22 protein-coding genes are annotated in these 24,019 nt (G+C 58.6%); 1 reads left to right on the top strand and 21 read right to left on the bottom strand.

Annotated features, from left to right (window positions below; genetic code table 11):
• Positions 1-51: 51 nt before the first annotated feature.
• The 8 genes from rpoS to JFU47_RS23415 all read right to left on the bottom strand — a co-directional run bounded on the left by rpoS (position 52) and on the right by JFU47_RS23415 (position 7,186).
• On the bottom strand, positions 52-1,059 hold the full coding sequence (gene rpoS / locus JFU47_RS23450; protein ID WP_008154012.1) for an RNA polymerase sigma factor RpoS: 1,008 nt from the start codon (positions 1,057-1,059) through the stop codon (positions 52-54).
• A gap of 105 nt (positions 1,060-1,164) precedes the next feature.
• Positions 1,165-2,022 carry a peptidoglycan DD-metalloendopeptidase family protein gene (locus tag JFU47_RS23445; protein ID WP_140677621.1) on the bottom strand — a complete coding sequence of 286 codons (858 nt, stop codon included), beginning with the start codon at positions 2,020-2,022 and terminating at the stop codon, positions 1,165-1,167.
• 211 nt (positions 2,023-2,233) lie between these two features.
• Positions 2,234-2,869, bottom strand: coding sequence for a protein-L-isoaspartate(D-aspartate) O-methyltransferase (locus tag JFU47_RS23440; protein ID WP_177327881.1), 636 nt, complete (start codon positions 2,867-2,869; stop codon positions 2,234-2,236).
• Between the two features lie 41 nt (positions 2,870-2,910).
• A complete protein-coding gene (gene surE, locus JFU47_RS23435; RefSeq protein ID WP_123365867.1) occupies positions 2,911-3,660 on the bottom strand; it encodes a 5'/3'-nucleotidase SurE in 750 nt (249 codons plus the stop codon).
• Positions 3,648-4,706, bottom strand: coding sequence for a tRNA pseudouridine(13) synthase TruD (gene truD / locus JFU47_RS23430; RefSeq protein WP_201185941.1), 1,059 nt, complete (start codon positions 4,704-4,706; stop codon positions 3,648-3,650). Before truD ends, surE begins: the two co-directional genes overlap by 13 nt.
• The gene (gene ispF / locus JFU47_RS23425) at positions 4,703-5,176 is read right to left on the bottom strand and encodes a 2-C-methyl-D-erythritol 2,4-cyclodiphosphate synthase (RefSeq protein ID WP_008154023.1); all 474 of its coding nucleotides are present in this window, start codon (positions 5,174-5,176) and stop codon (positions 4,703-4,705) included. The genes truD and ispF overlap by 4 nt, the downstream gene beginning before the upstream one ends.
• A gap of 43 nt (positions 5,177-5,219) precedes the next feature.
• A complete protein-coding gene (gene fghA / locus JFU47_RS23420; protein WP_201185939.1) occupies positions 5,220-6,065 on the bottom strand; it encodes an S-formylglutathione hydrolase in 846 nt (281 codons plus the stop codon).
• An 8-nt stretch (positions 6,066-6,073) separates the two neighbouring features.
• On the bottom strand, positions 6,074-7,186 hold the full coding sequence (locus JFU47_RS23415; RefSeq protein WP_033059912.1) for an S-(hydroxymethyl)glutathione dehydrogenase/class III alcohol dehydrogenase: 1,113 nt from the start codon (positions 7,184-7,186) through the stop codon (positions 6,074-6,076).
• A 108-nt stretch (positions 7,187-7,294) separates the two neighbouring features.
• On the opposite strand from JFU47_RS23415, the gene JFU47_RS23410 reads away from it, so the two are divergent.
• Positions 7,295-8,191 (top strand): LysR substrate-binding domain-containing protein, encoded by an 897-nt coding sequence (locus tag JFU47_RS23410; RefSeq protein WP_201185936.1) that lies wholly within the window; start codon positions 7,295-7,297, stop codon positions 8,189-8,191.
• On the opposite strand, the gene ispD is transcribed toward JFU47_RS23410, so the two are convergent.
• The 13 genes from ispD to lpxD all read right to left on the bottom strand — a co-directional run bounded on the left by ispD (position 8,188) and on the right by lpxD (position 24,018).
• Positions 8,188-8,895: a 2-C-methyl-D-erythritol 4-phosphate cytidylyltransferase gene (ispD, locus tag JFU47_RS23405; RefSeq protein ID WP_123365864.1), complete on the bottom strand. Its 708-nt coding sequence runs from the start codon at positions 8,893-8,895 to the stop codon at positions 8,188-8,190. The two genes, JFU47_RS23410 and ispD, sit on opposite strands and share 4 nt — an antisense overlap.
• Positions 8,892-9,170, bottom strand: a complete 279-nt coding sequence (ftsB, locus tag JFU47_RS23400) for a cell division protein FtsB (RefSeq protein WP_008028992.1) — start codon at positions 9,168-9,170, stop codon at positions 8,892-8,894. The genes ispD and ftsB overlap by 4 nt, the downstream gene beginning before the upstream one ends.
• A gap of 331 nt (positions 9,171-9,501) precedes the next feature.
• Positions 9,502-10,791, bottom strand: a complete 1,290-nt coding sequence (eno, locus tag JFU47_RS23395; RefSeq protein ID WP_008154033.1) for a phosphopyruvate hydratase — start codon at positions 10,789-10,791, stop codon at positions 9,502-9,504.
• A gap of 156 nt (positions 10,792-10,947) precedes the next feature.
• Complete coding sequence (kdsA, locus tag JFU47_RS23390) at positions 10,948-11,793, bottom strand: 3-deoxy-8-phosphooctulonate synthase (RefSeq protein WP_046054578.1); 846 nt, start codon at positions 11,791-11,793, stop codon at positions 10,948-10,950.
• 5 nt (positions 11,794-11,798) lie between these two features.
• On the bottom strand, positions 11,799-13,430 hold the full coding sequence (locus JFU47_RS23385) for a CTP synthase (protein WP_201185934.1): 1,632 nt from the start codon (positions 13,428-13,430) through the stop codon (positions 11,799-11,801).
• A 274-nt stretch (positions 13,431-13,704) separates the two neighbouring features.
• Positions 13,705-15,033, bottom strand: coding sequence for a tRNA lysidine(34) synthetase TilS (gene tilS / locus JFU47_RS23380; RefSeq protein WP_201185933.1), 1,329 nt, complete (start codon positions 15,031-15,033; stop codon positions 13,705-13,707).
• 135 nt (positions 15,034-15,168) lie between these two features.
• Complete coding sequence (locus tag JFU47_RS23375) at positions 15,169-16,116, bottom strand: acetyl-CoA carboxylase carboxyltransferase subunit alpha (RefSeq protein WP_046046293.1); 948 nt, start codon at positions 16,114-16,116, stop codon at positions 15,169-15,171.
• Positions 16,117-16,265: 149 nt separating this feature from the next.
• Positions 16,266-19,787 carry a DNA polymerase III subunit alpha gene (gene dnaE / locus JFU47_RS23370; protein WP_140677639.1) on the bottom strand — a complete coding sequence of 1,174 codons (3,522 nt, stop codon included), beginning with the start codon at positions 19,785-19,787 and terminating at the stop codon, positions 16,266-16,268.
• An 83-nt stretch (positions 19,788-19,870) separates the two neighbouring features.
• The gene (gene rnhB / locus JFU47_RS23365) at positions 19,871-20,497 is read right to left on the bottom strand and encodes a ribonuclease HII (RefSeq protein ID WP_161990825.1); all 627 of its coding nucleotides are present in this window, start codon (positions 20,495-20,497) and stop codon (positions 19,871-19,873) included.
• 11 nt (positions 20,498-20,508) lie between these two features.
• The gene (gene lpxB / locus JFU47_RS23360; protein ID WP_140677641.1) at positions 20,509-21,639 is read right to left on the bottom strand and encodes a lipid-A-disaccharide synthase; all 1,131 of its coding nucleotides are present in this window, start codon (positions 21,637-21,639) and stop codon (positions 20,509-20,511) included.
• Positions 21,640-21,641: 2 nt separating this feature from the next.
• A complete protein-coding gene (gene lpxA / locus JFU47_RS23355; protein WP_140677643.1) occupies positions 21,642-22,418 on the bottom strand; it encodes an acyl-ACP--UDP-N-acetylglucosamine O-acyltransferase in 777 nt (258 codons plus the stop codon).
• Complete coding sequence (fabZ, locus tag JFU47_RS23350) at positions 22,415-22,855, bottom strand: 3-hydroxyacyl-ACP dehydratase FabZ (protein WP_008154051.1); 441 nt, start codon at positions 22,853-22,855, stop codon at positions 22,415-22,417. Before fabZ ends, lpxA begins: the two co-directional genes overlap by 4 nt.
• A 107-nt stretch (positions 22,856-22,962) precedes the next feature.
• Positions 22,963-24,018, bottom strand: coding sequence for a UDP-3-O-(3-hydroxymyristoyl)glucosamine N-acyltransferase (gene lpxD / locus JFU47_RS23345; protein ID WP_201185927.1), 1,056 nt, complete (start codon positions 24,016-24,018; stop codon positions 22,963-22,965).
• Position 24,019: the final 1 nt, after the last annotated feature.

The following is a 24,019-nucleotide window of genomic DNA, read 5'->3' as shown; positions in this document are numbered from 1 at the left end:
ATAAAAAACCCCGAACCAGTCGGGGCTTTTTAATGCCAGCCAGCACATTACTTATTGAAACAGCGACTCGCTCGACAGGCCATTCTTCTCGAGAATCTCCCGAAGACGCTTCAGGCCTTCAACCTGAATCTGTCTGACCCGTTCCCGGGTCAGGCCAATTTCCAGGCCTACATCTTCCAGCGTGCTGCTCTCATGACCACGCAGGCCGAAGCGGCGTATCACCACTTCACGTTGCTTGTCGGTCAGCTCCGAGAGCCATTGATCGATGCTCTGGGACAGGTCGTCATCCTGCAACAGTTCACATGGATCGGTTGGACGGTCATCGGTAAGGGTGTCCAGCAGGGTTTTATCCGAATCCGGACCCAGTGAGACGTCGACCGAAGAAACCCGCTCATTCAGGCCGAGCATGCGCTTGACCTCGCCCACTGGTTTTTCCAGCAGGTTGGCAATTTCTTCGGGTGAGGGTTCGTGATCGAGTTTTTGCGTCAGCTCCCGTGCAGCCCGCAGGTACACGTTGAGCTCTTTGACCACATGAATCGGCAACCGGATGGTCCGGGTCTGATTCATGATCGCGCGCTCGATGGTCTGACGAATCCACCAGGTCGCGTAGGTCGAAAAGCGGAAGCCGCGTTCGGGGTCGAACTTCTCTACCGCCCGGATAAGACCGAGGTTGCCCTCTTCGATCAGGTCAAGCAGCGACAGACCACGATTGACGTAACGCCGGGCGATTTTCACCACCAGCCGCAGGTTACTTTCAATCATGCGTTTGCGCCCGGCCGGATCTCCACTTTGCGACAAGCGCGCAAAATGAACTTCTTCTTCGGGGGATAGCAGAGGGGAAAAACCAATCTCATTGAGGTACAGCTGCGTGGCATCGAGCGCACGCGTGTAGTCAATGTACTTGTGTTGCTTTAACGAGGCGGAGTGTTTGGATTTGGCACGAACGGAAGGTGGAGCAGCCCCTTCATCATTCGACATCGAATCCGTACCGATGCCGGTCTCCATCAGGAGAACCTCATCGTCGATGTCAAACTCCGGCACTTCTTTACTGAGAGCCATTGTTATAGTCCTTTGGTGAGTTCGACCTCAGGCTCAAGCGGCGCCTTTATCCTTGGCAACGCTGGAGCCTGTTCCCTCTACGCGACGGAACAGGCTGGAAAGCGATCAACGACGCGGCAGGAATTGCAGCGGATCTACAGGTTTACCTTGTCGGCGAATCTCAAAATGCAGCTTCACCCGGTCTGTACCCGTTGACCCCATTTCGGCAATTGTCTGTCCGACCTTGACCTGCTGCCCCTCCCGAACCAACAGCCTGCGGTTATGTCCGTAGGCACTGACGTAGGTATCGCTGTGTTTGATGATGACTAATTCGCCGTAGCCCCTTAAGCCACTCCCGGCGTATACCACCGTCCCATCAGACGCAGCTAAAACAGGCTGTCCCAAATCCCCGGCGATATCAATTCCTTTATTCAAACTGCCGTTTGAAGAGAATTTTCCAATGAGAATGCCATTAGATGGCCATCCCCAGCCGGTCGGGGCCGGGCCGGCAGGAGGCATCGGCGCAGGGGTCGGCTTGCTGGCGACGGACGGTGCAACCACTGCTGTGCTCGTGGTTGCGCCATTCGGCTGGCGTCGGATAACCGTGGTTTTCAGCGACGAAGAAGGCGTTGAATCGGTGGAGCTGGCCACCGGCGTCGGCGTTGAACCGGTGCGACCGTCAAAGCGAATCGTCTGACCCGGATGGATCGTATAAGGCGTAGGAATGTTGTTGCGTGCTGCGAGGGCTTTGTAGTCCCAGCCGTAGCGAAAGGCAATGGAGAACAAGGTGTCTTTAGGTCGGACGACGTATTGACCCGTGGTCACTGCCGGACGCTGGGCGACGGCGTTGTTGCGATCGACGACGCGTACATCGCTCGACTTGTTGCTGGAGCAACCGACCAGCAAGGTGCTCAAGACAAGGCCAGTCACCAGGCGCTGAAAGCTCGTTTTACCCATTCGCTGCGCAATGACTGTGAGACTCACCCGCCGCTCCCTTTGTGGTGGCTGAAATGTGGATTGCCGTGTTCCGGCGTTGAAATGTCGCAAGTATAACGGGCCGTGCAAGCTTTACCTTTAATGAAGCGAAAGGGCTTCGCGCACACGTTTGCTGCCAGACGATGAATCCCGTTTAACTGATCGATGCCGCTGTAAGACAGGAGCAATCGAAGAGAATTCAGCGCCCTGAAACAAATGCTCAGGCAAGTGGCCCATTGAGTAACGGGACGAAGCGTACAGCCCCCAGAACACGCCTGGAAAAGCCCTGTTCTTCCCGGATGATCAGCATCAATTGTTGAACCTCACCCGACCCGACCGGGATCACCAGCCGCCCTCCCGGTGCCAATTGATCAAGCAGCGCCTGAGGTACATCGGTCGCCACCGCAGTCACGATAATGCCGTTGTACGGTGCCAGCGCCGGCCAGCCTTCCCAGCCATCGCCCCAGCGGAACACCACGTTGCGCAGGTTCAGTTCCACCAGGCGTTCCTTGGCCCGGTCCTGCAGAACCTTGATGCGCTCGACGGAAAATACCCGCTCGACCAGTTGCGACAGCACCGCCGTCTGATAGCCCGAGCCGGTGCCGATTTCCATCACCTTGTCGAGAGGACCTGCCTCCAGCAGCAGCTCGCTCATGCGAGCCACCATATAAGGCTGCGAGATGGTCTGGTTATTGCCGATCGGGAGCGCCGTGTCTTCGTAGGCACGGTGAGCCAGCGCCTCGTCGACGAACAGGTGACGCGGTGTACGGCGAATGACTTCCAGCACCTTGGCGTTGCAAATTCCCTCTTCATACAGGCGCTGAATAAGGCGCTCACGGGTCCGTTGTGAGGTCATCCCGATGCCACGACGCAGAATATCGTCTTGTTCACGAGCCATTAGTTCAGCCCCTCCAGCCAGCCATCGAGACTTCTGAAGGCATCATTAAAGGTGCGATCCAGTTGCAGTGGGGTGATTGAAACATAGCCTTGCATCACCGCATGAAAATCGGTGCCAGGGCCGCCGTCTTCGGCATCCCCCGCCGCCGCAATCCAGTAACCGGATTTACCGCGCGGATCGACCACTTTCATCGGCGCTGCAGCACGTGCGCGATGTCCGAGGCGGGTCAGCTGAATACCGCGGATGTGGTCCAGCGGCAAATTGGGAATGTTCACGTTCAGTACCGTACGCGGTGGCAGTTCAAGGTCCGCGTGAGCCTCTACCAGTTTGCGCGCAAAGTACGCGGCGGTGGGAAGGTTCTCCACTTGCCGTGAGACCAACGAAAAGGCAAACGAAGGACGCGTCAGGAAACGTCCCTCAAGGGCCGCCGCCACGGTGCCGGAATACAACACGTCATCACCCAGGTTGGCGCCCAGGTTGATGCCTGAAACCACCATGTCCGGCTCGCGCTCCAGCAAGCCATTGAGGCCCAGGTGCACGCAATCGGTCGGTGTGCCATTGAGGCTGATAAAGCCGTTGGCCAGGGTTTGCGGGTGTAACGGACGGTCGAGCGTCAGCGAGCTGCTGGCGCCGCTTTTGTCTTGGTCCGGGGCGATAACCACGCACTCGGTGTAATCCGCCAGCGCAGCATAAAGCGCGGCGAGACCGGGTGCGGTTACCCCATCGTCGTTAGAAATCAGAATACGCATGGGCTGTCCGTCTGCCCCACCGGCACCAGATCAACGAGCTCGCGCACCAATACGGTGGCGAAGCATCCGGCCGGGAGGACGAATTCCAGTTGCAGAATGTCAGGCTCGGGATAATGCCACGTCAACCCACCAATGGGCAGCCGCAGGATGCGACGTTCGTGGCTCATACCGGCGTTAATCAACCAATCGCGCAAGTCCGCTTCGCGAGTGGCGATTGCCTGCTCCAGTTCATGGACAGCGCCAGTGGCCGGCGAGTCACCTTCGCCCCACTGCGGACCGGTCGGGTGCAGGTCGAGAATCGCCAGACGCGGGTCGCTACACTCCGCTTCACCGGCGGGGAAAAAGCTGCGGCTGTCGGTGAAGGCCAGCAGATCGCCAACCTGGGCACGCTGCCAGCTGCCATCGGCGACACGCGCCGCCAACACCTGATTAAACAGAAAACTGCGCGCCGTAGAGAGCAGACGCGAACGCACGTTGCGCTGCTCTGGTAACGCTTTACGCGCGGCCCAGGCACGGGCATCGACCACGTTACCGCCGTCAAACCCAAAACGCTGGGCGCCGAAATAATTGGGAATACCTTGCTTGGCGATCAGTTGCAGACGCTCGTCGATCGCCGCTTTGTCGCCAGCGAATTGCGTCAGTCGCAACGTGAAGCCATTGGCCGAGTGAGCACCGCGTTGCAGCTTGCGTTTGTGCCGGCCGGTCTTGAGGATCTTCAGAGTATCGTTTTCCGCCGCCGACAGATCAGGATCAGCCTTGCCCGGCAGTTGCACGCTGAACCACTGGCGAGTCAGCGCCTGACGATCCTTGAGGCCCGCGTAACTGACGGTGCGCAATGGCACGCCCGCCGCCTTGGCGATCCGTCGTGCCGCTTCTTCGGTATTCAGCCCGCGTTTTTCCACCCAGATCCATAGGTGCTCGCCGTCGCCACTGAGGGGAATGTCGAGGACTTCATCGACCTGAAAATCTTCCGCCGTGGCTTTCAATACTGCGGTGCCGAGGGCTTCGCCATAGGCCCGCGGGCCGAGCAATTGCAGTTCGTTCATGCGCGCAGCAACAAGGCAACGGAGTGCACGGCAATGCCTTCTTCGCGACCGACAAAGCCGAGCTTTTCGGTGGTGGTAGCTTTCACGTTCACTTGATCCAACTCAACTTGAAGATCCGCGGCAATCAGCGCGCGCATCGATTCGATATGCGGGGCCATTTTCGGGGCCTGGGCGACGATGGTGTTATCGACGTTGCCGACTTTCCAGCCCTTGGCGTGGATCAGTGCGACGACATGACGCAACAGCACTCGGCTGTCGGCGCCCTTGTATGTCGGGTCGGTGTCCGGAAAATGTTTGCCGATATCACCCAGCGCAGCGGCGCCGAGCAAGGCATCGCTCAAGGCGTGCAGCAGGACGTCACCGTCGGAGTGAGCGAGCAGCCCGAAGCCGTGTGCAATGCGCACGCCGCCCAGAGTAATGAAATCGCCTTCAGCGAAACGGTGCACATCATAGCCGTGGCCAATACGCATAAAAAAACGCCCCGATTTTTGTCAGGGCGTGATTCTACCTGCATTAGGCGCCTAGAGCGCGTGCGTGATGCTGCAAGTGGTCATCAATGAAGCTGGAGATGAAGAAATAGCTGTGGTCGTAGCCGGGTTGCAAGCGCAACGTCAGCGGATGACCGGCCAGTTTGGCGGCCTGTTGCAAGGCTTCAGGTTTGAGCTGGGTGGCGAGGAAATCGTCGCGATCACCTTGGTCGACCAATAACGGCAACTTCTCGTTCGCTTCGGCAATCAGGACGCAAGCATCCCACTCGCGCCATTTCGACCGGTCTTCCCCCAAGTAGCGGGAAAAGGCTTTCTGCCCCCAAGGACAGTCCATCGGATTATTGATTGGAGAGAACGCCGACACCGACTGATAGCGTCCCGGATTACGCAACGCGCAAACCAGCGCGCCGTGGCCGCCCATGGAATGACCGCTGATGCCGCGCTTATCCGAGGCCGGGAAATGGGCTTCGACCAATGCGGGCAATTCCTGCACGACATAGTCATGCATCCGATAGTGCCGCGACCAAGGTTCCTGCATGGCATTCAGATAAAACCCGGCGCCGAGACCGAAGTCCCAGGCGCCATCCGGATCACCCGGCACATCAGGACCGCGAGGGCTGGTGTCCGGAGCAACGATGATCAGCCCCAGCTCGGCGGCCATGCGCATGGCGCCGGCCTTTTGCATGAAGTTTTCGTCGGTGCAGGTCAGGCCGGACAACCAGTACAGCACCGGCAACTTGCCGCCCAGCTCCGCTTGCGGCGGCAGGTACACGGCAAACACCATGTCGCAGCCGAGCACATCGGAGCGGTGCCGATAGCGTTTGTGCCAGCCGCCGAAGCTTTTCTGGCAGGAGATATTTTCCAGGCTCATGACCGACCTCAGAAATGGATGACGGAACGGATGCTCTTGCCTTCATGCATCAGGTCGAACGCCTTATTGATATCTTCCAGGCCCATGGTGTGGGTGATGAAAGTATCCAGCGGGATTTCGCCGGTTTCAGCCATCTCGACATAGCTTGGCAACTCGGTACGGCCACGCACGCCGCCGAACGCCGAACCGCGCCAGACGCGACCGGTCACCAGTTGGAATGGACGGGTGGATATTTCCTGGCCGGCACCGGCCACACCGATGATCACCGACTCGCCCCAACCTTTGTGGCAGCACTCAAGAGCAGCACGCATCAATTGGACGTTGCCGATGCATTCGAAGGAAAAGTCGACGCCGCCGTCGGTCATGTCGACGATGACTTCCTGAATCGGACGATCGAAATCTTTCGGGTTCACGCAATCGGTTGCACCCAACTGCTTGGCGATCTCGAATTTGGCCGGGTTGATGTCGATGGCGATGATCCGCGCAGCCTTGGCTTTGACCGCGCCGATCACCGCCGACAGGCCGATGCCGCCGAGGCCGAAAATGGCGACGGTATCACCTGGTTTTACCTTGGCGGTATTGAGGACTGCACCGATGCCGGTGGTGACACCGCAGCCCAGCAGGCAGACTTTTTCCAGTGGCGCTTCTTTTGGAATTTTGGCGACGGAGATTTCCGGCAGCACGGTGTACTCGGAGAACGTCGACGTCCCCATGTAGTGGAAAATTGGTTGGCCTTTGTAGGAAAAGCGCGAAGTGCCATCCGGCATCAGGCCTTTACCCTGAGTCGCGCGAATCGCCTGACACAGGTTGGTTTTACCCGACAGACAGAATTTGCACTGGCGGCATTCCGGGGTGTACAGCGGGATCACATGATCGCCGACGGCGACGGAGGTCACGCCCTCACCAATCGCCTCAACCACCGCGCCACCTTCGTGACCGAGGATCGACGGGAAGATACCTTCCGGGTCCGCGCCTGACAGCGTGTAGGCGTCGGTATGGCAGACACCGGAGGCAACCACACGCAGCAGGACTTCACCGGCCTTGGGCATGGCGACATCGACTTCAACGATCTCGAGGGGTTTCTTGGCCTCGAAGGCAACGGCAGCGCGCGACTTGATCATGTGGATTCTCCAGTGAATAAAAAACGAGACAGGGAGTGTAATACACCGCCTGACGGTGAATAATCCGGACAAAAGCAAAACATTATTGCCATGCAGGGATAATCCTTGATGTCCGAAAACCGCTGGGAAGGTATCGACGAGTTCGTCGCCGTGGCCGAGTGCAGTCAGTTCACGGCTGCCGCGGAACGCCTTGGGGTTTCGTCCTCTCACGTCAGTCGACAAATAGTACGCCTCGAGGAGCGCCTTCAGACGCGACTGCTTTATCGCAGCACCCGCCGGGTCACCCTGACCGAAGCCGGGCAAACCTTTCTCCAACATTGCCAACGCCTACAGGATGGTCGCGAAGAAGCACTGCGAGCGGTGGGTGACCTGACTAGCGAACCTAAAGGCATGCTGCGCATGACCTGCGCTGTGGCCTATGGCGAACGCTTTATCGTGCCGCTGGTAACCCGTTTCATGGGGCTCTATCCACAACTGCGAATCGACATCGAACTGAGTAATCGTCAACTCGACCTCGTGCACGAAGGGCTGGACCTGGCGATTCGCCTTGGCCGTCTGCAAGACTCGCGGCTGGTAGCGACACGTCTGGCGCCACGACGCATGTACCTGTGCGCATCGCCGTCCTATCTGGAACGCTACGGCCGCCCGCATAGCTTGTCGGAACTCAGCCGCCACAACTGCCTCATCGGTAGCTCGGACCTCTGGCAACTGGAACAGAACGGGCGGGAATTTTCCCAGCGAGTACAGGGAAACTGGCGCTGCAACAGTGGGCAAGCCGTGTTGGATGCGGCGTTACAGGGCGTGGGTCTGTGTCAGTTACCGGACTACTACGTGCTGGAGCATCTGAAAAACGGTGAGTTGATTTCGCTGCTGGAAGCCCACCAACCGCCGAACACCGCCGTGTGGGCGCTTTATCCACAGCAGCGGCATCTCTCGCCCAAAGTGCGCAAGTTGGTTGATTACTTGAAGGAAGGATTGGCGCAAAGGCCGGAGTATGCAGCTTAGCGACGGTTGGACCAGCGTTGGCGCAACCATTCGAGATCTTCGGGACGCGTAACCTTGAGGTTGTCGGACCGACCTTCGATCAGGCGCGGCGCCAGGCCTGCCCACTCCATCGCCGAAGCTTCGTCAGTGATGACCGCGTCGGCCACCAGACTGTCGGCCAACGCCCGATGCAACGCGCCAAGGCGAAACATCTGCGGCGTATAGGCTTGCCAGATCACACTGCGATCCACGGTTTCGACCACGCGACCGTGCTTGTCGACCCGTTTGAGGGTATCGCGTGCCGGAACCGCCAGCAGTCCGCCAACCGGATCATCTGCGAGTTCACCCAGCAACTTGTCCAGATCATCACGACTCAGATTCGGCCGTGCGGCATCGTGAACCAACACCCAATCCTCATCGTCAGCGCCTTGCGCATGCAAATGCAGCAACGCATTGAGTACCGACCCGGAACGCTCGGAACCACCTTCAACCCGCTGAATTCGCGGATCGCAAGCACACGCCAGGTTCGGCCAGTAAGGATCATCAACAGCAAGACTGACCACCAACCCTTTCAGGGAAGGATGATCAAGGAAACAGCCGAGGCTGTGTTCGAGAATAGTGCGCCCGCCCAATTGCAAGTATTGCTTGGGACGGTCCGCGGCCATACGGGCACCGACGCCCGCGGCAGGAATTACAGCCCAGAAGGCCGGTAACGAGGGATTCATTGAGCCAACTGGTAAAGGGTTTCACCGTCCTTGACCATGCCCAACTCATGACGAGCCCGCTCTTCAACGGTCTCCATGCCCTTTTTCAATTCACTGACTTCAGCGTCCATCACCCGATTGCGCTCAAGCAGCCCCTCGTTCTCAGCGTGTTGATCTGCGATCTGCTGAGTCAGTTCGGCCACTTGCGCCAGACTGCCATTACCCACCCACAGGCGGTATTGCAGGCCAGCCAGCAGCAGGAGCAAGACGAGGAACAACCAATTGGGACTGCGCATCGAATATCAGGTATCCAGTGAAAAAAGACAGCCATGCCAAAACTTTGAAGCTTCTGATAGCACGAAGCCTGGAAGACCCAGGCTTGTGCTTATAAGGCATCAGATTAGTGGCAAATCCATCGCTGTAGCGATTTTTCCGACACAATCCGGTGTCTTTTTACCACGTTAGTGCCGAGCCTCACCAATACGCTCCTTTTTTGACGAGTGACTGTTGTCGTCAGACAAGGCGCCGCGACGAGTCATAGCTGGCTATGGCGAGGAGCGGCAACGCAGTATGACGGCAACAGACACTCGTCAAAAAGGAGCAGTATTGGCGAGGCTCGGCACTCTATTAACCGCGGAATTCGCTGCGACCGTTGTACTTGGCTTTGCCATTCAACTGCTCTTCGATACGCAGCAGTTGGTTGTACTTGGAAACACGATCCGAACGGCACAGGGAACCGGTCTTGATCTGGCCAGCCGCGGTGCCCACAGCCAGGTCGGCAATGGTCGAATCTTCGGTTTCGCCGGAGCGGTGCGAGATGACGGCAGTGTAACCAGCGGCCTTGGCCATCTGGATGGCTTCCAGGGTTTCGGTCAGGGTGCCGATCTGGTTGAACTTGATCAGGATCGAGTTGGCGATCTTTTTATCGATGCCTTCTTTCAGGATCTTGGTGTTGGTGACGAACAGGTCGTCGCCTACCAGCTGAGTTTTCTCGCCGATCTTGTCGGTGAGGATTTTCCAGCCAGCCCAGTCGGACTCGTCCAGACCGTCTTCGATCGAGATGATCGGGTAACGCTCGGTCAGGCCTTTCAGGTAGTCAGCGAAACCTTCAGCGGTGAACACCTGGCCTTCGCCGGACAGGTTGTATTTACCGTCTTCGTAGAATTCGCTGGCAGCGCAGTCCAGAGCCAGGGTCACGTCGGTGCCCAGCTTGTAACCGGCATTGGCCACGGCTTCGGAGATCACTTTCAAAGCGTCTTCGTTGGAGGCCAGGTTCGGTGCGAAACCACCTTCGTCACCCACTGCAGTGCTCAGGCCACGGGCCTTCAGAACAGCTTTGAGGTGATGGAAAATCTCGGTGCCCATGCGCAGACCTTCCGAGAAAGACTTGGCGCCAACTGGCTGAACCATGAACTCCTGGATGTCGACGTTGTTATCGGCGTGCTCGCCACCGTTGATGATGTTCATCATCGGAACCGGCATCGAGTAAACACCCGGGGTGCCGTTCAGGTTGGCGATGTGCGCGTACAGCGGCAGGTCCTGGTCCTGTGCGGCTGCCTTGGCGGCTGCCAGGGAAACGGCGAGGATCGCGTTGGCGCCCAGGGAACCTTTGTTTTCAGTACCGTCGAGCTTGATCATCGCGTGATCCAGCGCTTTCTGGTCGCTTGGGTCTGCACCTTTCAACAGGTCGCGGATCGGACCGTTGATGTTGGCGACGGCTTTGAGTACGCCCTTGCCCAGGTAACGGCTCTTGTCGCCATCACGCAGCTCGAGCGCTTCACGCGAGCCAGTGGAAGCACCGGACGGCGCGCAAGCACTGCCGATGATGCCGTTATCGAGAAGCACGTCCGCTTCCACGGTGGGGTTGCCACGGGAGTCGAGAACTTCACGACCTTTGATGTCGACGATTTTTGCCATTGTTGTAAACACTCCAAAGTTGACGAAAACGACGCAGCTGAAGGAAATCTTGTATCGCCGGCAAGTAATGTGCAGCGGGCAGACTTGCGGACGATAAGGCTCAGACCCGAGGGCCTGAGCATTAATTCGTGCGGTACTTTACCGGAGAAATGAGGATTACGCGGTTTCTACCGTCGGAAAACTCTTCACCAGTTCGTCCAAAGCTTTGAGCTGGGCCAGGAATGGCTCCAGTTTGTCCAGACGCAAGGCGCAAGGGCCGTCGCATTTGGCGTTGTCCGGGTCCGGGTGTGCTTCGAGGAACAGGCCGGCCAACGACTGGCTCATACCGGCTTTTGCCAGGTCGGTGACCTGAGCGCGGCGACCGCCGGCGGAATCGGAGCGACCGCCGGGCATTTGCAGCGCGTGGGTCACGTCGAAAAACACCGGGTATTCGAACTGCTTCATGATGCCGAAGCCGAGCATGTCGACGACCAGGTTGTTGTAACCGAAGCTCGAACCGCGTTCGCAAAGGATCAACTGATCGTTACCCGCTTCCACGCATTTGCTCAGGATGTGCTTCATTTCCTGAGGCGCGAGGAACTGGGCTTTTTTGATGTTGATCACCGCACCGGTCTTGGCCATCGCGACCACAAGGTCGGTCTGGCGCGACAAGAAGGCCGGCAGCTGGATGATATCGCAGACTTCAGCGACGACCGCGGCCTGATCAGGCTCGTGGACGTCAGTGATGATCGGTACGCCGAAAGCTTGCTTGATGTCCTGGAAAATCCGCATGCCCTCTTCCAGGCCGGGGCCCCGGTAAGAGGTCACGGAGGAACGGTTGGCCTTGTCGAAGCTGGCCTTGAACACGTAAGGGATACCGAGTTTCTCGGTGACCTTTACGTACTCTTCGCAGACCTGCATCGCCATGTCGCGGCTTTCCAGCACGTTCATGCCACCGAAAAGCACCATTGGCTTGTCGTTGGCAATCTCGATATCGCCTACGCGGATGATCTTCTGCGCCATCGGATTTACGCCTTCTTCTGGTGTTGAATCAAAGCTGCTTTAACGAAACCGCTGAACAACGGGTGACCGTCGCGTGGTGTCGAGGTGAACTCAGGGTGGAACTGGCAAGCAACGAACCATGGATGATCCGGGGCTTCAACCACTTCTACCAGGGCGCCATCACCGGAACGGCCGGTGATTTTCAGGCCGGCCTCCATGATTTGCGGCAGCAGGTTGTTGTTCACTTCGTAGCGGTGACGGTGACGCTCGACGATCACGTCCTTGGCGTAGCAATCATGCACCAGAGAACCCGGCTCCAGCAGGCAATCCTGAGCGCCAAGGCGCATGGTGCCGCCCAGATCTGACGTTTCGGTACGGGTTTCGACGGCGCCAGTGGCATCTTCCCACTCGGTGATCAGCCCCACGACCGGATGACCGCTGGCACGATCGAACTCGGTGGAGTTGGCGTCTTTCCAGCCCAGCACGTTACGAGCGAACTCGATCACGGCCACTTGCATGCCCAGGCAAATGCCCAGGTACGGAATCTTGTTTTCGCGAGCGTATTGAACGGCAGTGATCTTGCCTTCCACGCCACGCAGACCGAAGCCGCCAGGTACCAGAATCGCGTCGACACCTTCCAGCAGCGCAGTGCCCTGGTTTTCGATGTCTTCGGAGTCGATGTAGCGCAGGTTGACCTTGGTGCGGTTGCTGATGCCGGCGTGACTCATCGCTTCGATCAGCGACTTGTAGGCGTCCAGCAGTTCCATGTACTTACCGACCATGGCGATGGTGACTTCATGCTCAGGGTTGAGCTTGGCGTCGACCACGGCTTCCCACTCGGACAGATCGGCGCCGCCACATTGCAGGCCGAAACGCTCGACAACGAAATCATCCAGGCCCTGGGAGTGCAGGATGCCCGGGATCTTGTAGATGGTGTCGGCGTCTTCCAGCGCAATCACCGCACGTTCTTCAACGTTGGTGAACTGAGCGATCTTGCGACGCGAGGAGATGTCGATCGGGTGATCGGAACGGCAGACCAGCACGTCAGGCTGCAGGCCGATGGAACGCAGTTCCTTGACCGAGTGCTGAGTAGGCTTGGTTTTGGTTTCGCCGGCAGTGGCGATGTACGGCACCAGTGTCAGGTGCATCAGCATCGCGCGCTTGGCGCCGACTTCGAAACGCAATTGACGAATGGCTTCGAGGAACGGCTGGGACTCGATGTCACCCACGGTGCCACCGATCTCGACCATGGCCACGTCGGCATCGCCGGCGCCCTTGATGATCCGGCGCTTGATTTCGTCGGTGATGTGCGGGATCACCTGAATGGTGGCGCCCAGGTAATCACCACGGCGCTCTTTGCGCAGGACGTGTTCGTAGACACGGCCGGTGGTGAAGTTGTTGTTCTGGGTCATGGTCGTGCGGATGAACCGCTCGTAGTGGCCCAGGTCCAGGTCGGTCTCGGCGCCGTCGTGGGTGACGAACACTTCACCGTGCTGGAACGGGCTCATGGTGCCCGGGTCAACGTTGATGTACGGGTCCAGCTTCAGCATGGTGACCTTAAGTCCCCGCGCCTCCAGGATGGCCGCCAATGAAGCCGATGCGATGCCTTTCCCCAATGAAGAAACAACACCGCCCGTGACGAATATGTAGCGCGTCATGAAAAACCCTAGAAGTCTGCGTTAAAGCGGTCCGAGCCGCCGGGGAAAGCGAAGGAAGGCCGAAGCCCCCGATCACCTGCATTAATCACAGTGCACCTTTCAAAAAAACCGCCGCGTTGGGACAGACCGGAAGATGAAACACCGGTACGTTGCTCGCTACACATTTTTTGGAATCGCCCAGCAAAGACTGCTTGGTAATCGGCAACTCCTGCAATTCAGGCGAATCCACAGAAGTTGTATCAAGAAGGGAGCGTAGTCTACCGGAAAGCCCCTTTCAGCTCAAACCTTGATCTTCGTGCGGCGGCTGCCAATGCAAATTCCAGCGGTCCTTTGCAATGCCGTCCAAGCCCCGCAGGTTGGCCACCGCCAGCAATTGCTCGTCTCGGTAGAGCAGCGGCAATCTGCCACGGACGAAACCCGGCACGCCGCTTTCATTGAGCAATCGCTTCAGATCGCGATGGCCGCGACCGGGCAAATTCATCACCTCACCTCCCTCACGATAGCGGATATGCAGCAGGCCATCGGGGATTTGGCCGCTGAGTGTGAGCACACCGTTGTCCGGCAACACCAGTGATCGCGAGGGATCAAGCCAGTTTCCAACGGCGGGCGACGTGCGCAACCAACTGCCGGACAACCACCAGATACGCCCACCCGCCCGATGCAGCTCGCCCTCCGCCAGCCGCCAGATCGGGCAGGCATCACCGGTGGCATCACGTAAATTCTCCCAACCCGACCAATGGTCACTGTCCGGCAGTCGCGTCAGCGGTTCGAGCCAATGACTTAAGGCATTACGCTGGCGAGCAGCGGACAGCGTTTCCAATGCTCCCAGTTCCAGGGACGGCAATCCCAGCCAATCAAAATCATTGGCAGTGCTGGCGCCGGCCAGGTCGATTTGCGCAAGCTCATCGAGCAATCCCTGCGCTTCGCTCAGGTGCGCAGCGCTGCGGGCCATGGTCGTTACCGCTTGTGGCCAGCGCTTGGTCAATACCGGGAATACCTGAAGGCGCAGGTAATTTCGCGAGAATTGCCGATCCTGGTTCGATGGGTCTTCGATCCAGCTCAGCCGATGCTCCGCTGCATAAGCTTCAAGTTCAGCCCGCGTGACATCGAGCAATGGCCGCAGCAGCTGCCCTTTACCAAGAGGGCGCTGGCGTGGCATCCCAGACAATCCCCTCACCCCGGCCCCACGCAACAGCCGAAATAACAACGTTTCCGCCTGATCGTCGCGATGCTGGGCGGTCATCAACACTTCATTGGCCTGAGTCGCCTCGATGAACGCGGCATATCGCGCATCCCGGGCAGCACGCTCAAGGCTGGCGCCGGGTTGAACCTGCACACGAACAACCTGCAGCGCCACACCCAGCGCATCACAGACCGACTGACAATGGTCCGGCCACGCATCAGCCACAGCCTGAAGGCCGTGATGAACATGGATGGCGCTTAGCGCCGGCAGGGATTCTGTTTTTGCGAGGTGTACGAGAAGGTGCAGCAGAACGGTGGAGTCGAGACCACCGGAGAAGGCGACGTGCCAGGTTGTGGCGTTGCGCCATGGAGCTAGATTCAGTAGAAGCCTGGCAGGCAGATCAATCTTCGAAGAATTCATAGGTCGGTCGTCTCACCTAGACCCAACGTGGGAGCGAGCCTGCTCGCGAAGGCTGCTTAACATTCAACATATTTGTTGGCTGTTATACCGCTTTCGCGAGCAGGCTCGCTCCCACATGGGTAAAGCGAGGTCAGATCAGAGACCGTAGCTCATCAGACGCTCGTAACGGCGAGCCAACAGCGCTTCGTTATCGAACTTCTTCAACATCGCCAGCTGCGAGCTCAGCTCGGCACGGATCGATGCGGCCGCAGCGGCCGGATTACGGTGCGCGCCGCCCAAAGGCTCGCCGATCACTTTATCCACAATGCCCAAGCCTTTCAGGCGCTCGGCAGTGATACCCATGGCTTCTGCAGCGTCCGGCGCTTTCTCGGCGGTCTTCCACAGAATCGAGGCGCAACCTTCCGGCGAAATCACCGCGTAAGTCGAGTACTGCAACATGTTCAGTTGATCGCAAACGCCGATCGCCAGAGCACCACCGGAACCACCCTCACCGATCACGGTGGCGATGATTGGGGTTTTCAGGCGCGCCATGACGCGCAGGTTCCAGGCAATCGCTTCGCTCTGGTTGCGCTCTTCAGCGTCGATACCAGGGTAAGCGCCCGGGGTGTCGATGAAGGTCAGGATCGGCATCTTGAAACGTTCGGCCATTTCCATCAGGCGGCACGCCTTGCGGTAGCCTTCCGGACGCGGCATGCCGAAGTTGCGGCGAACTTTCTCGCGCACTTCACGGCCCTTCTGGTGACCGATGATCATTACCGGCTGGTCGTCCAGACGGGCAATGCCGCCCACGATCGCAGCATCGTCGGAGAAGTGACGGTCGCCGTGCAGTTCGTCGAACTCGGTGAAGATGTGTTCGATGTAGTCCAGGGTGTACGGACGTTTCGGGTGACGCGCCAGACGCGCGATCTGCCAGCTGGTCAGCTTGCCGAAGATGTCTTCGGTCAGCGTGCTGCTTTTGTCCTGCAGGCGGGAGATCTCATCGCCGATATTCAGCGAATTGTCATTACCGACCAAGCGCAACTCTTCGATCTTGGCTTGCAGGTCGGCGATCGGCTGTTCGAAATCTAGAAAATTCGGGTTCATAGGCGTCCGTCTTGGGTCGACATCCAAGAGAGCTTGGGCCGGCCGGTTGTCTATTCGCGCCTACCTTAAGGGAGAGGCGCGTTCAGGTCGAGATTAAAAATTGGGTCGAGATCAGAGCTGCTCCCTTTTGGAAGAGCGGCACCTGACCATCAACGGTATTGGAGGAAGACGTTGTCTCGCCCGAACTGGTCACGCAGGGCTTGAATCAAGGCATCCGCCGGGTCGATCCGCCAGGTCTCGCCGAACTGCAGCAAGGCCTTCGCATCGGGACTGGTGTATTCCATGGTGATCGGACACGCGCCACGGTGACGCTTGAACAACTCACCGAGCCAGCGTAGCTGATCGCCTTTCAAATCCTGGGTCTGCAGCTTCAAGCGCAGGCTTTCGGCCAGGTTGGTGCGCGCATCTTCCATGCTCATCACCCGCTTGACCCGCAGCCGCAAGCCACCGGAGAAATCGTCGTTGCTGACTTCGCCTTCGACCACCACCATCGCGTCAGTCTGCAACAACGATTGCGCCGAATGGAATGCTTCGGCGAACAGCGAGGCCTCGATCCGCCCGGAGCGGTCGTCGAGGGTGATGAAACCCATCTTGTCGCCCTTTTTGTTCTTCATAACTCGCAGGGCGATGATCATGCCCGCGACGGTCTGGGTATCACGGGCCGGTTTCAGGTCGATGATGCGCTGACGGGCGAAACGGCGGATCTCACCTTCATATTCGTCGATCGGGTGACCGGTCAGGTACAGGCCCAGGGTGTCTTTCTCCCCTTTCAGGCGTTCCTTGAGGGTCAGTTCCTTGGCTTTGCGGTGATTGGCGTAGACGTCGGCATCTTCTTCGACGAACAGGCCGCCAAACAGATCGACATGACCGCTGTCATGAGTACGCGCGGTTTGTTCGGCCGCCTTGATCGCCCCTTCCATGGCGTTCAGCAGGACCGCGCGATTGCGGTCGATGTTGGCCTGATAGGCTTTCTGCTCGTCATGGAAGTAAGGCCCCAGACGATCCAGCGCACCGCTGCGAATCAAACCGTCCAGGGTGCGCTTGTTGATACGTTTGAGGTCGACACGGGCGCAGAAATCGAACAGATCCTTGAACGGACCTTCCTGACGCGCCTCGGTGATGGCTTCCACCGGACCTTCGCCCACACCTTTGATCGCGCCGAGGCCGTAAATAATCCGGCCTTCGTCATTCACCGTGAACTTGAACTCCGAAGTATTCACATCCGGCGCGTCGAGACGCAGCTTCATGGTGCGAATTTCTTCGATCAAGGTCACGACCTTGTCGGTGTTGTGCATATCCGCCGACAGTACCGCGGCCATGAATGGCGCCGGGTAGTGCGTTTTTAGCCAAGCGGTCTGGTATGACACCAGGCCATAAGCAGCGGAGTGGGATTTGTTGAAGCCGTAGCCGGCGAATTTCTCTACCAGGTCGAAAATGTTCCCGGCCAGGTCGGCTTCGATATTGTTGGTCTTGCAACCTTCAATGAAACCGCCGCGCTGCTTGGCCATTTCTTCGGGTTTTTTCTTACCCATGGCTCGACGCAGCATGTCCGCGCCGCCGAGAGTGTAACCGGCCATGACCTGGGCAATCTGCATCACCTGTTCCTGATACAGGATGATGCCGTAAGTCGGTGCCAGAACCGGCTTGAGGCCTTCGTACTGGTAGTCCGAGTGCGGGTACGCGAGTTCGGCGCGACCGTGCTTACGGTTGATAAAGTCGTCCACCATGCCCGATTGCAACGGGCCCGGACGGAACAGGGCCACCAGTGCGATCAAGTCTTCCAGGCAGTCGGGCTTGAGCTTTTTGATCAGCTCTTTCATGCCACGCGACTCAAGCTGGAACACTGCGGTGGTTTCGGCTTTTTGCAGCAACTGGTAAGTCGGCTTGTCATCCAGCGGGATGAACGCGATATCCAGCGGCGGCTCATCAACCTTGGCGCGATCACGGTTGATGGTTTTCAGCGCCCAGTCGATGACCGTCAGGGTCCGCAGACCGAGGAAGTCGAACTTCACCAGACCCGCCGCCTCAACGTCATCCTTGTCGAACTGGGTGACCAGACCATCACCGGCCTCATCGCAATAAATCGGCGAGAAGTCGGTCAGCTTGGTCGGGGCAATAACAACACCACCGGCGTGCTTACCGACGTTACGCACAACGCCTTCAAGCTTGCGGGCCATTTCCCAGATTTCCGCGGCCTCTTCATCAACCTTGATGAAGTCACGCAGGATTTCTTCCTGTTCGTAGGCCTTTTCCAGGGTCATGCCGACTTCGAACGGGATCATCTTCGACAGACGATCCGCCAGGCCGTAAGACTTGCCCTGTACCCGCGCCACGTCACGGACCACAGCCTTTGCCGCCATGGAACCGAAGGTGATGATCTGGCTAACCGCGTTGCGGCCGTATTTTTCGGCCACGTAATCGATCACGCGGTCACGACCGTCCATGCAGAAGTCGACGTCGAAGTCGGGCATGGATACCCGTTCCGGGTTAAGGAAACGTTCGAACAGCAGGTCATATTCCAGCGGGTCAAGGTCAGTGATCTTCTGCACGTAGGCCACCAGCGACCCGGCACCCGACCCACGGCCTGGGCCAACCGGCACGCCGTTGCTCTTGGCCCACTGGATAAAGTCCATAACGATCAGGAAGTAACCGGGGAACCCCATCTGGATGATGATATCCAGCTCGAAATTCAGCCGGTCGACGTAGACCTGACGCTTGGTTTCGTAGTCTTCGGTGGTGTCCTTGGGCAGCAGAACGCTGAGGCGATCTTCCAGACCATCGAAGGAAACCTTGCGGAAATACTCGTCGATGGTCATGCCATCGGGGATCGGGAAGTTGGGCAGGAAGTGAGTGCCCAGCTTCACTTCGATATTGCAGCGCTTGGCAATCTCGACGGTGTTTTCCAGCGCTTCGGGAATGTCGCTGAACAGCTCGGCCATTTCCTCGGCGCTTTTGAGGTATTGCTGATCGCTGTAATTTTTCGAACGCCGCGGATCATCGAGGGCGCGGCCCTCACCGATGCAAACGCGCGTTTCGTGAGCAGCGAAGTCTTCCTGCTTGATGAAGCGCACGTCGTTGGTCGCGACCAGCGGCGCACCGATTTTTTCAGCCAGGGCCACGGCACCGTGCAACTGTTCTTCGTCGTTGGGACGGTTGGTGCGCTGGATTTCCAGGTAGAAGCGATCCGGGAACACAGCCATCCATTCACGTGCCAGGTTTTCCGCTTCGGCCGGGTTGCCACTGAGCATCGCCAGACCGATCTCGCCTTCTTTTGCCGCCGACAGCATGATCAAGCCTTCGCTGGCTTCGGCCACCCACTCGCGCTCGATGATGACCGAGCCATTGCGCTGACCGTCGATGAAGCCGCGAGAGATCAGTTCGGTGAGATTGCGATAACCGACGGCGTTCATCGCCAGCAGGCTGATCCGGCTCAGAGCGTTATCCGGATCCTTGTTCGACAGCCACAGGTCGGCGCCACAGATCGGCTTGATCCCGGCGCCCATGGCGGCTTTATAGAATTTGACCAGGGAACACATGTTGTTCTGGTCGGTGACCGCTACGGCAGGCATGTTCATGCCGACCAGGGTCTTGACCAGCGGTTTGATCCGCACCAGACCGTCGACCAGGGAATACTCAGTGTGCAGGCGTAGATGAACGAATGAAGCCGGCATAGTGATCCTGTCTAGAAACTAGAAACGTGAAGACAACAAGGCCCGGATTGTACCGGGCCTTGGCAAAAACATCAGCCTTGCGACTAACTCTCGATCAGGTTTTCCCGCGCCTCGTAAGCCAGGCGTACCGGGGCGAACGAGCGGCGGTGAATCGGCGTTGGCCCCAAGCGGGCCAGCGCCTCCAGGTGAACGGGCGTCGGATAGCCCTTGTGGCCACCGATGCCATACCCCGGGTAAATCAATTCGAACGCTGCCATCTCGCGGTCGCGGCTGACCTTGGCCAGAATCGACGCCGCCGCAATGGCTGGTACCTTACCATCGCCCTGCACCACGGCTTCGGCGCGCATCGACAGCTTCGGGCAACGATTGCCATCGATCATCGCCAGTTTCGGCGTGATGTGCAGGCCTTCGACCGCGCGCTGCATGGCCAGCATGGTGGCGTGCAAGATGTTCAGCTCGTCGATTTCTTCGACTTCGGCGCGAGCGATGCACCAGCTCAGGGCTTTTTCGCAGATCTCGTCGTAGAGCTTTTCGCGGCGTGCTTCCGTGAGCTTCTTCGAATCATTCAGGCCCAGAATCGGACGGTTCGGATCGAGGATCACCGCGGCTGTCACCACTGCACCACAAAGCGGGCCGCGACCGACTTCATCAACGCCGGCGACCAGATCTTCAACTTCGGCGACCAGGGTGAAGTCCAGGCCCATCTGAATGCTTGCTTTGCTCATTGTGTTTTGCCGATCAGGTTCAGTACCGCGTCCGCCGCCTGATTGGAGGCGTCCAGACGTAAGGTACGGTGAATTTCATCGAAGCCGCGGGTCTGTTCTTCACCGCCTTCGATCAGTGGCGACAGCGTTTGGGCCAAGGCTTCAACCGTCGCATCGTCCTGCAACAACTCGGGCACCAACAGGCGCTGGGCCAGCAGGTTCGGCAAGGAAATGTAGGGACTTTTCACCATGCGCTTGAGAATCCAGAACGTCAGCGGTGCCAATCGATACGCGACCACCATCGGCCGTTTGTACAATAACGCTTCAAGCGTAGCGGTCCCGGAGGCAATCAGTACCGCGTCGCAGGCCGCCAGAGCCAGATGAGATTTGCCATCGAGCAATGTCAGCGGCAGATCTCGGCCTGCCAGCAGCTCTTCAAGTTGTTTGCGGCGCTCGGGGCCGGCGCAAGGCATGACGAACCGCACACCAGGGCGCAGGGCTCGCAGACGCTGGGCCGTATCGAGAAACAACGCGCCGAGCCGGCCAACTTCGCCACCGCGACTGCCGGGCATCAGAGCAACCAGCGGCCCGTCGGGCAAACCGAGTTCAGCCCGCGCGGCGGCGCGATCGGCTTCAAGCGGGATCGCATCGGCCAGTGAGTGCCCGACAAACCGCACCGGCACGCCCTTCTCTTCATAGAATTTCGCTTCGAACGGGAAAAGCGTCAGCATCAAATCGCAGCCTTCGCGAATCTTCAGCACCCGTTTCTGCCGCCACGCCCAAACCGACGGGCTCACGTAATGCACGGTCTTGATCCCGGCCTGACGCAGCTTGAGTTCGATATTGAGGTTGAAGTCCGGGGCATCGATACCGATGAACACGTCCGGCTTCTCGGCGATCAGGTCGGCAACCAGCTTCTTGCGGCGCGCCAGCAACTCGCGTAAGCGGCCCAGCACTTCCACCAGGCCCATGACCGAAAGACGCTCCATCGGGAAATACGAGGTCAGGCCTTCGGCCTGCATCAGCGGACCGCCGACACCGATGAACTCCACTGCCGGGTGCTGAGCCTTGAGTGCGCGCATGAGACCGGCGCCCAGAATGTCGCCGGAAGCCTCACCCGCTACCAGCGCAATACGCAGATTAGCCATGATTAACGAGTGATGCCGCGGGTCGAAGACTGGATCGAATCACGGAATACCGCGACTTCCGGGAACTGATCCGAAGGCTCGGCCAGTTCGGCGAGTGCCTGTTCGACCGTCAGCCCCTGGCGGTAAACCACCTTGTAGGCACGACGCAGCGCGTGGATCGCATCTTCGCTGAAACCGCGACGACGCATGCCTTCGAAGTTCATGCTGCGGGCTTCGGCCGGGTTGCCGAACACCGTGACGTACGCAGGAACGTCCTTGCCGATGGCGGTGCCCATACCGGAAAAGCTGTGGGCGCCGATATGGCAATACTGATGAACCAGGGTAAAACCGGACAGGATCGCCCAGTCTTCAACGTGCACATGGCCCGCCAACGCGGTGTTGTTGACCAGGATGCAGTGGTTGCCGATGACGCTGTCGTGGCCGATGTGGGCATAGGCCATGATCAGATTGTGATCGCCCAGGGTTGTTTCAGAACGGTCCTGAACGGTCCCACGGTGAATCGTCACGCCTTCACGGATGACGTTGTGGTCACCAATGACAAGACGGGTTTCTTCACCCTTGTATTTCAGATCGGGCGTGTCCTCGCCTACCGAAGAAAACTGGTAGATACGGTTGTGCTTTCCGATTCGGGTCGAGCCTTTAAGAATCACATGCGGCCCGATCACTGTCCCCTCGCCGATTTCCACACCTGCACCGATGATCGACCAAGGGCCGACCTCGACGCCGTCGGCCAGGATAGCCGTCGGATCGATGATTGCGCGAGGGTCAATCAAACTCATAGTTTGCGTTCCGCGCAGATGATTTCAGCAGAGCAGACTGGCTTGCCATCGACCGAAGCCTGGCATTCGAACTTCCAGATCTGGCGCTTGCAGCTGATGAAGCGGGCTTCGAGGATCAACTGATCGCCTGGGGTGACGGGCTGGCGAAAACGCAGCTTGTCGGAGCCGACGAAGTAGTAGAGCGTGCCGTCGGCAGGCTTCACGTCGAGCATTTTGAAGCCAAGGATGCCGGCAGCCTGTGCCATCGCTTCGATGATCAACACACCCGGCATGATTGGATGCGCAGGGAAGTGACCATTGAAGAACGGCTCGTTGATGCTGACATTCTTGTAGGCGCGAATGCGCTTGCCTTCCACATCCAGATCCACGACCCGGTCCACCAGCAGGAACGGGTAACGGTGAGGCAGGTATTCGCGAATCTCGTTGATGTCCATCATTTCGGGGGGAAGCCTATGTAAAGATTGGGAGGCGCGACTGACGCGCACCCCTCTAGCAAATCAAGGAGGCAGTCTAGCGGCTGTGCACACTTGATATGGAAATGGTATCAGCCATCTGATGAAGCATTACCGTCAGGGGTCACTTCCCCTACACGCTTTTCCAGCTGTCGCAGACGCCGCGCGATGTCATCGAGCTGACGGATACGGGCCGCGCTTTTGCGCCATTCGGCTGCCGGTTGCATGGCCGTACCGGAAGAATAGGAACCCTTTTCGGTAATCGAGTGGGTCACCATGGTCATCCCGGTGATAAAAACGTTGTCGCAAATTTCGATATGCCCCACCAGCCCTACGCCACCGGCGAGCATGCAATGCTTGCCGATTTTGGTGCTGCCGGAGATCCCCACGCACGCGGCCATGGCGGTGTGATCACCGATCTGGACGTTGTGGGCGATCTGAATCTGGTTGTCGAGTTTCACCCCGTTACCCAGAACGGTATCGGCCAGTGCACCGCGATCGATAGCGGTATTCACGCCAATCTCCACGTCGTCACCGACCAGCACACCACCGATCTGAGCGATCTTCTGCCAGACACCTTTCTCGTTGGCAAAACCGAAACCTTCGCCACCGAGTACGGCACCGGATTGAATCACCACCCGTTTACCGATGCGAACATCGTGGTACAGCGTGACTCGCGGGGCCAGCCAGCCGCCCTCGCCAATCTCGCAGCGGGCACCAATGAAGCAGTGCGCGCCAACGGTCACACCCGCAGCAATACGTGCGCAGCTTTCGATCACCGCAAAAGCACCAATACTCGCTGCTGGATCGACTACTGCATCCGCTGCCACAACGGCTGTCGGATGAACACCGACAGCGGCCTTTGGCTTGGGATCGAACAGATGAGAAATCCGCGCGTAGGCCAGATACGGATCAGGCACGACCAGCGCATTACCTGCAAAACCTTCAGCATCAGCGGCCTTCAGCAACAGGGCTGCGGCCCGGCTGTCAGCCAGGTATTTACGGTATTGGGGGTTTGCGAGAAAGCTCAACTGAGCTGGGCCAGCCTCTTGCAAAGTGGCTAGCCCAGTAATTTCTTTCTCCGGGTCGCCACGCAGTGTGGCCCCGAGGAACTCGGCCAATTGGCCGAGCTTTATAGTCGCTGTCATG

Source organism: Pseudomonas sp. TH39(2020) (genome assembly GCF_016650715.1).
Classification (GTDB): domain Bacteria; phylum Pseudomonadota; class Gammaproteobacteria; order Pseudomonadales; family Pseudomonadaceae; genus Aquipseudomonas; species Aquipseudomonas mandelii_C.
The sequence above is the reverse complement of the archived record's forward strand: the minus strand, read 5'-3'. Positions and strand labels throughout refer to the sequence as shown.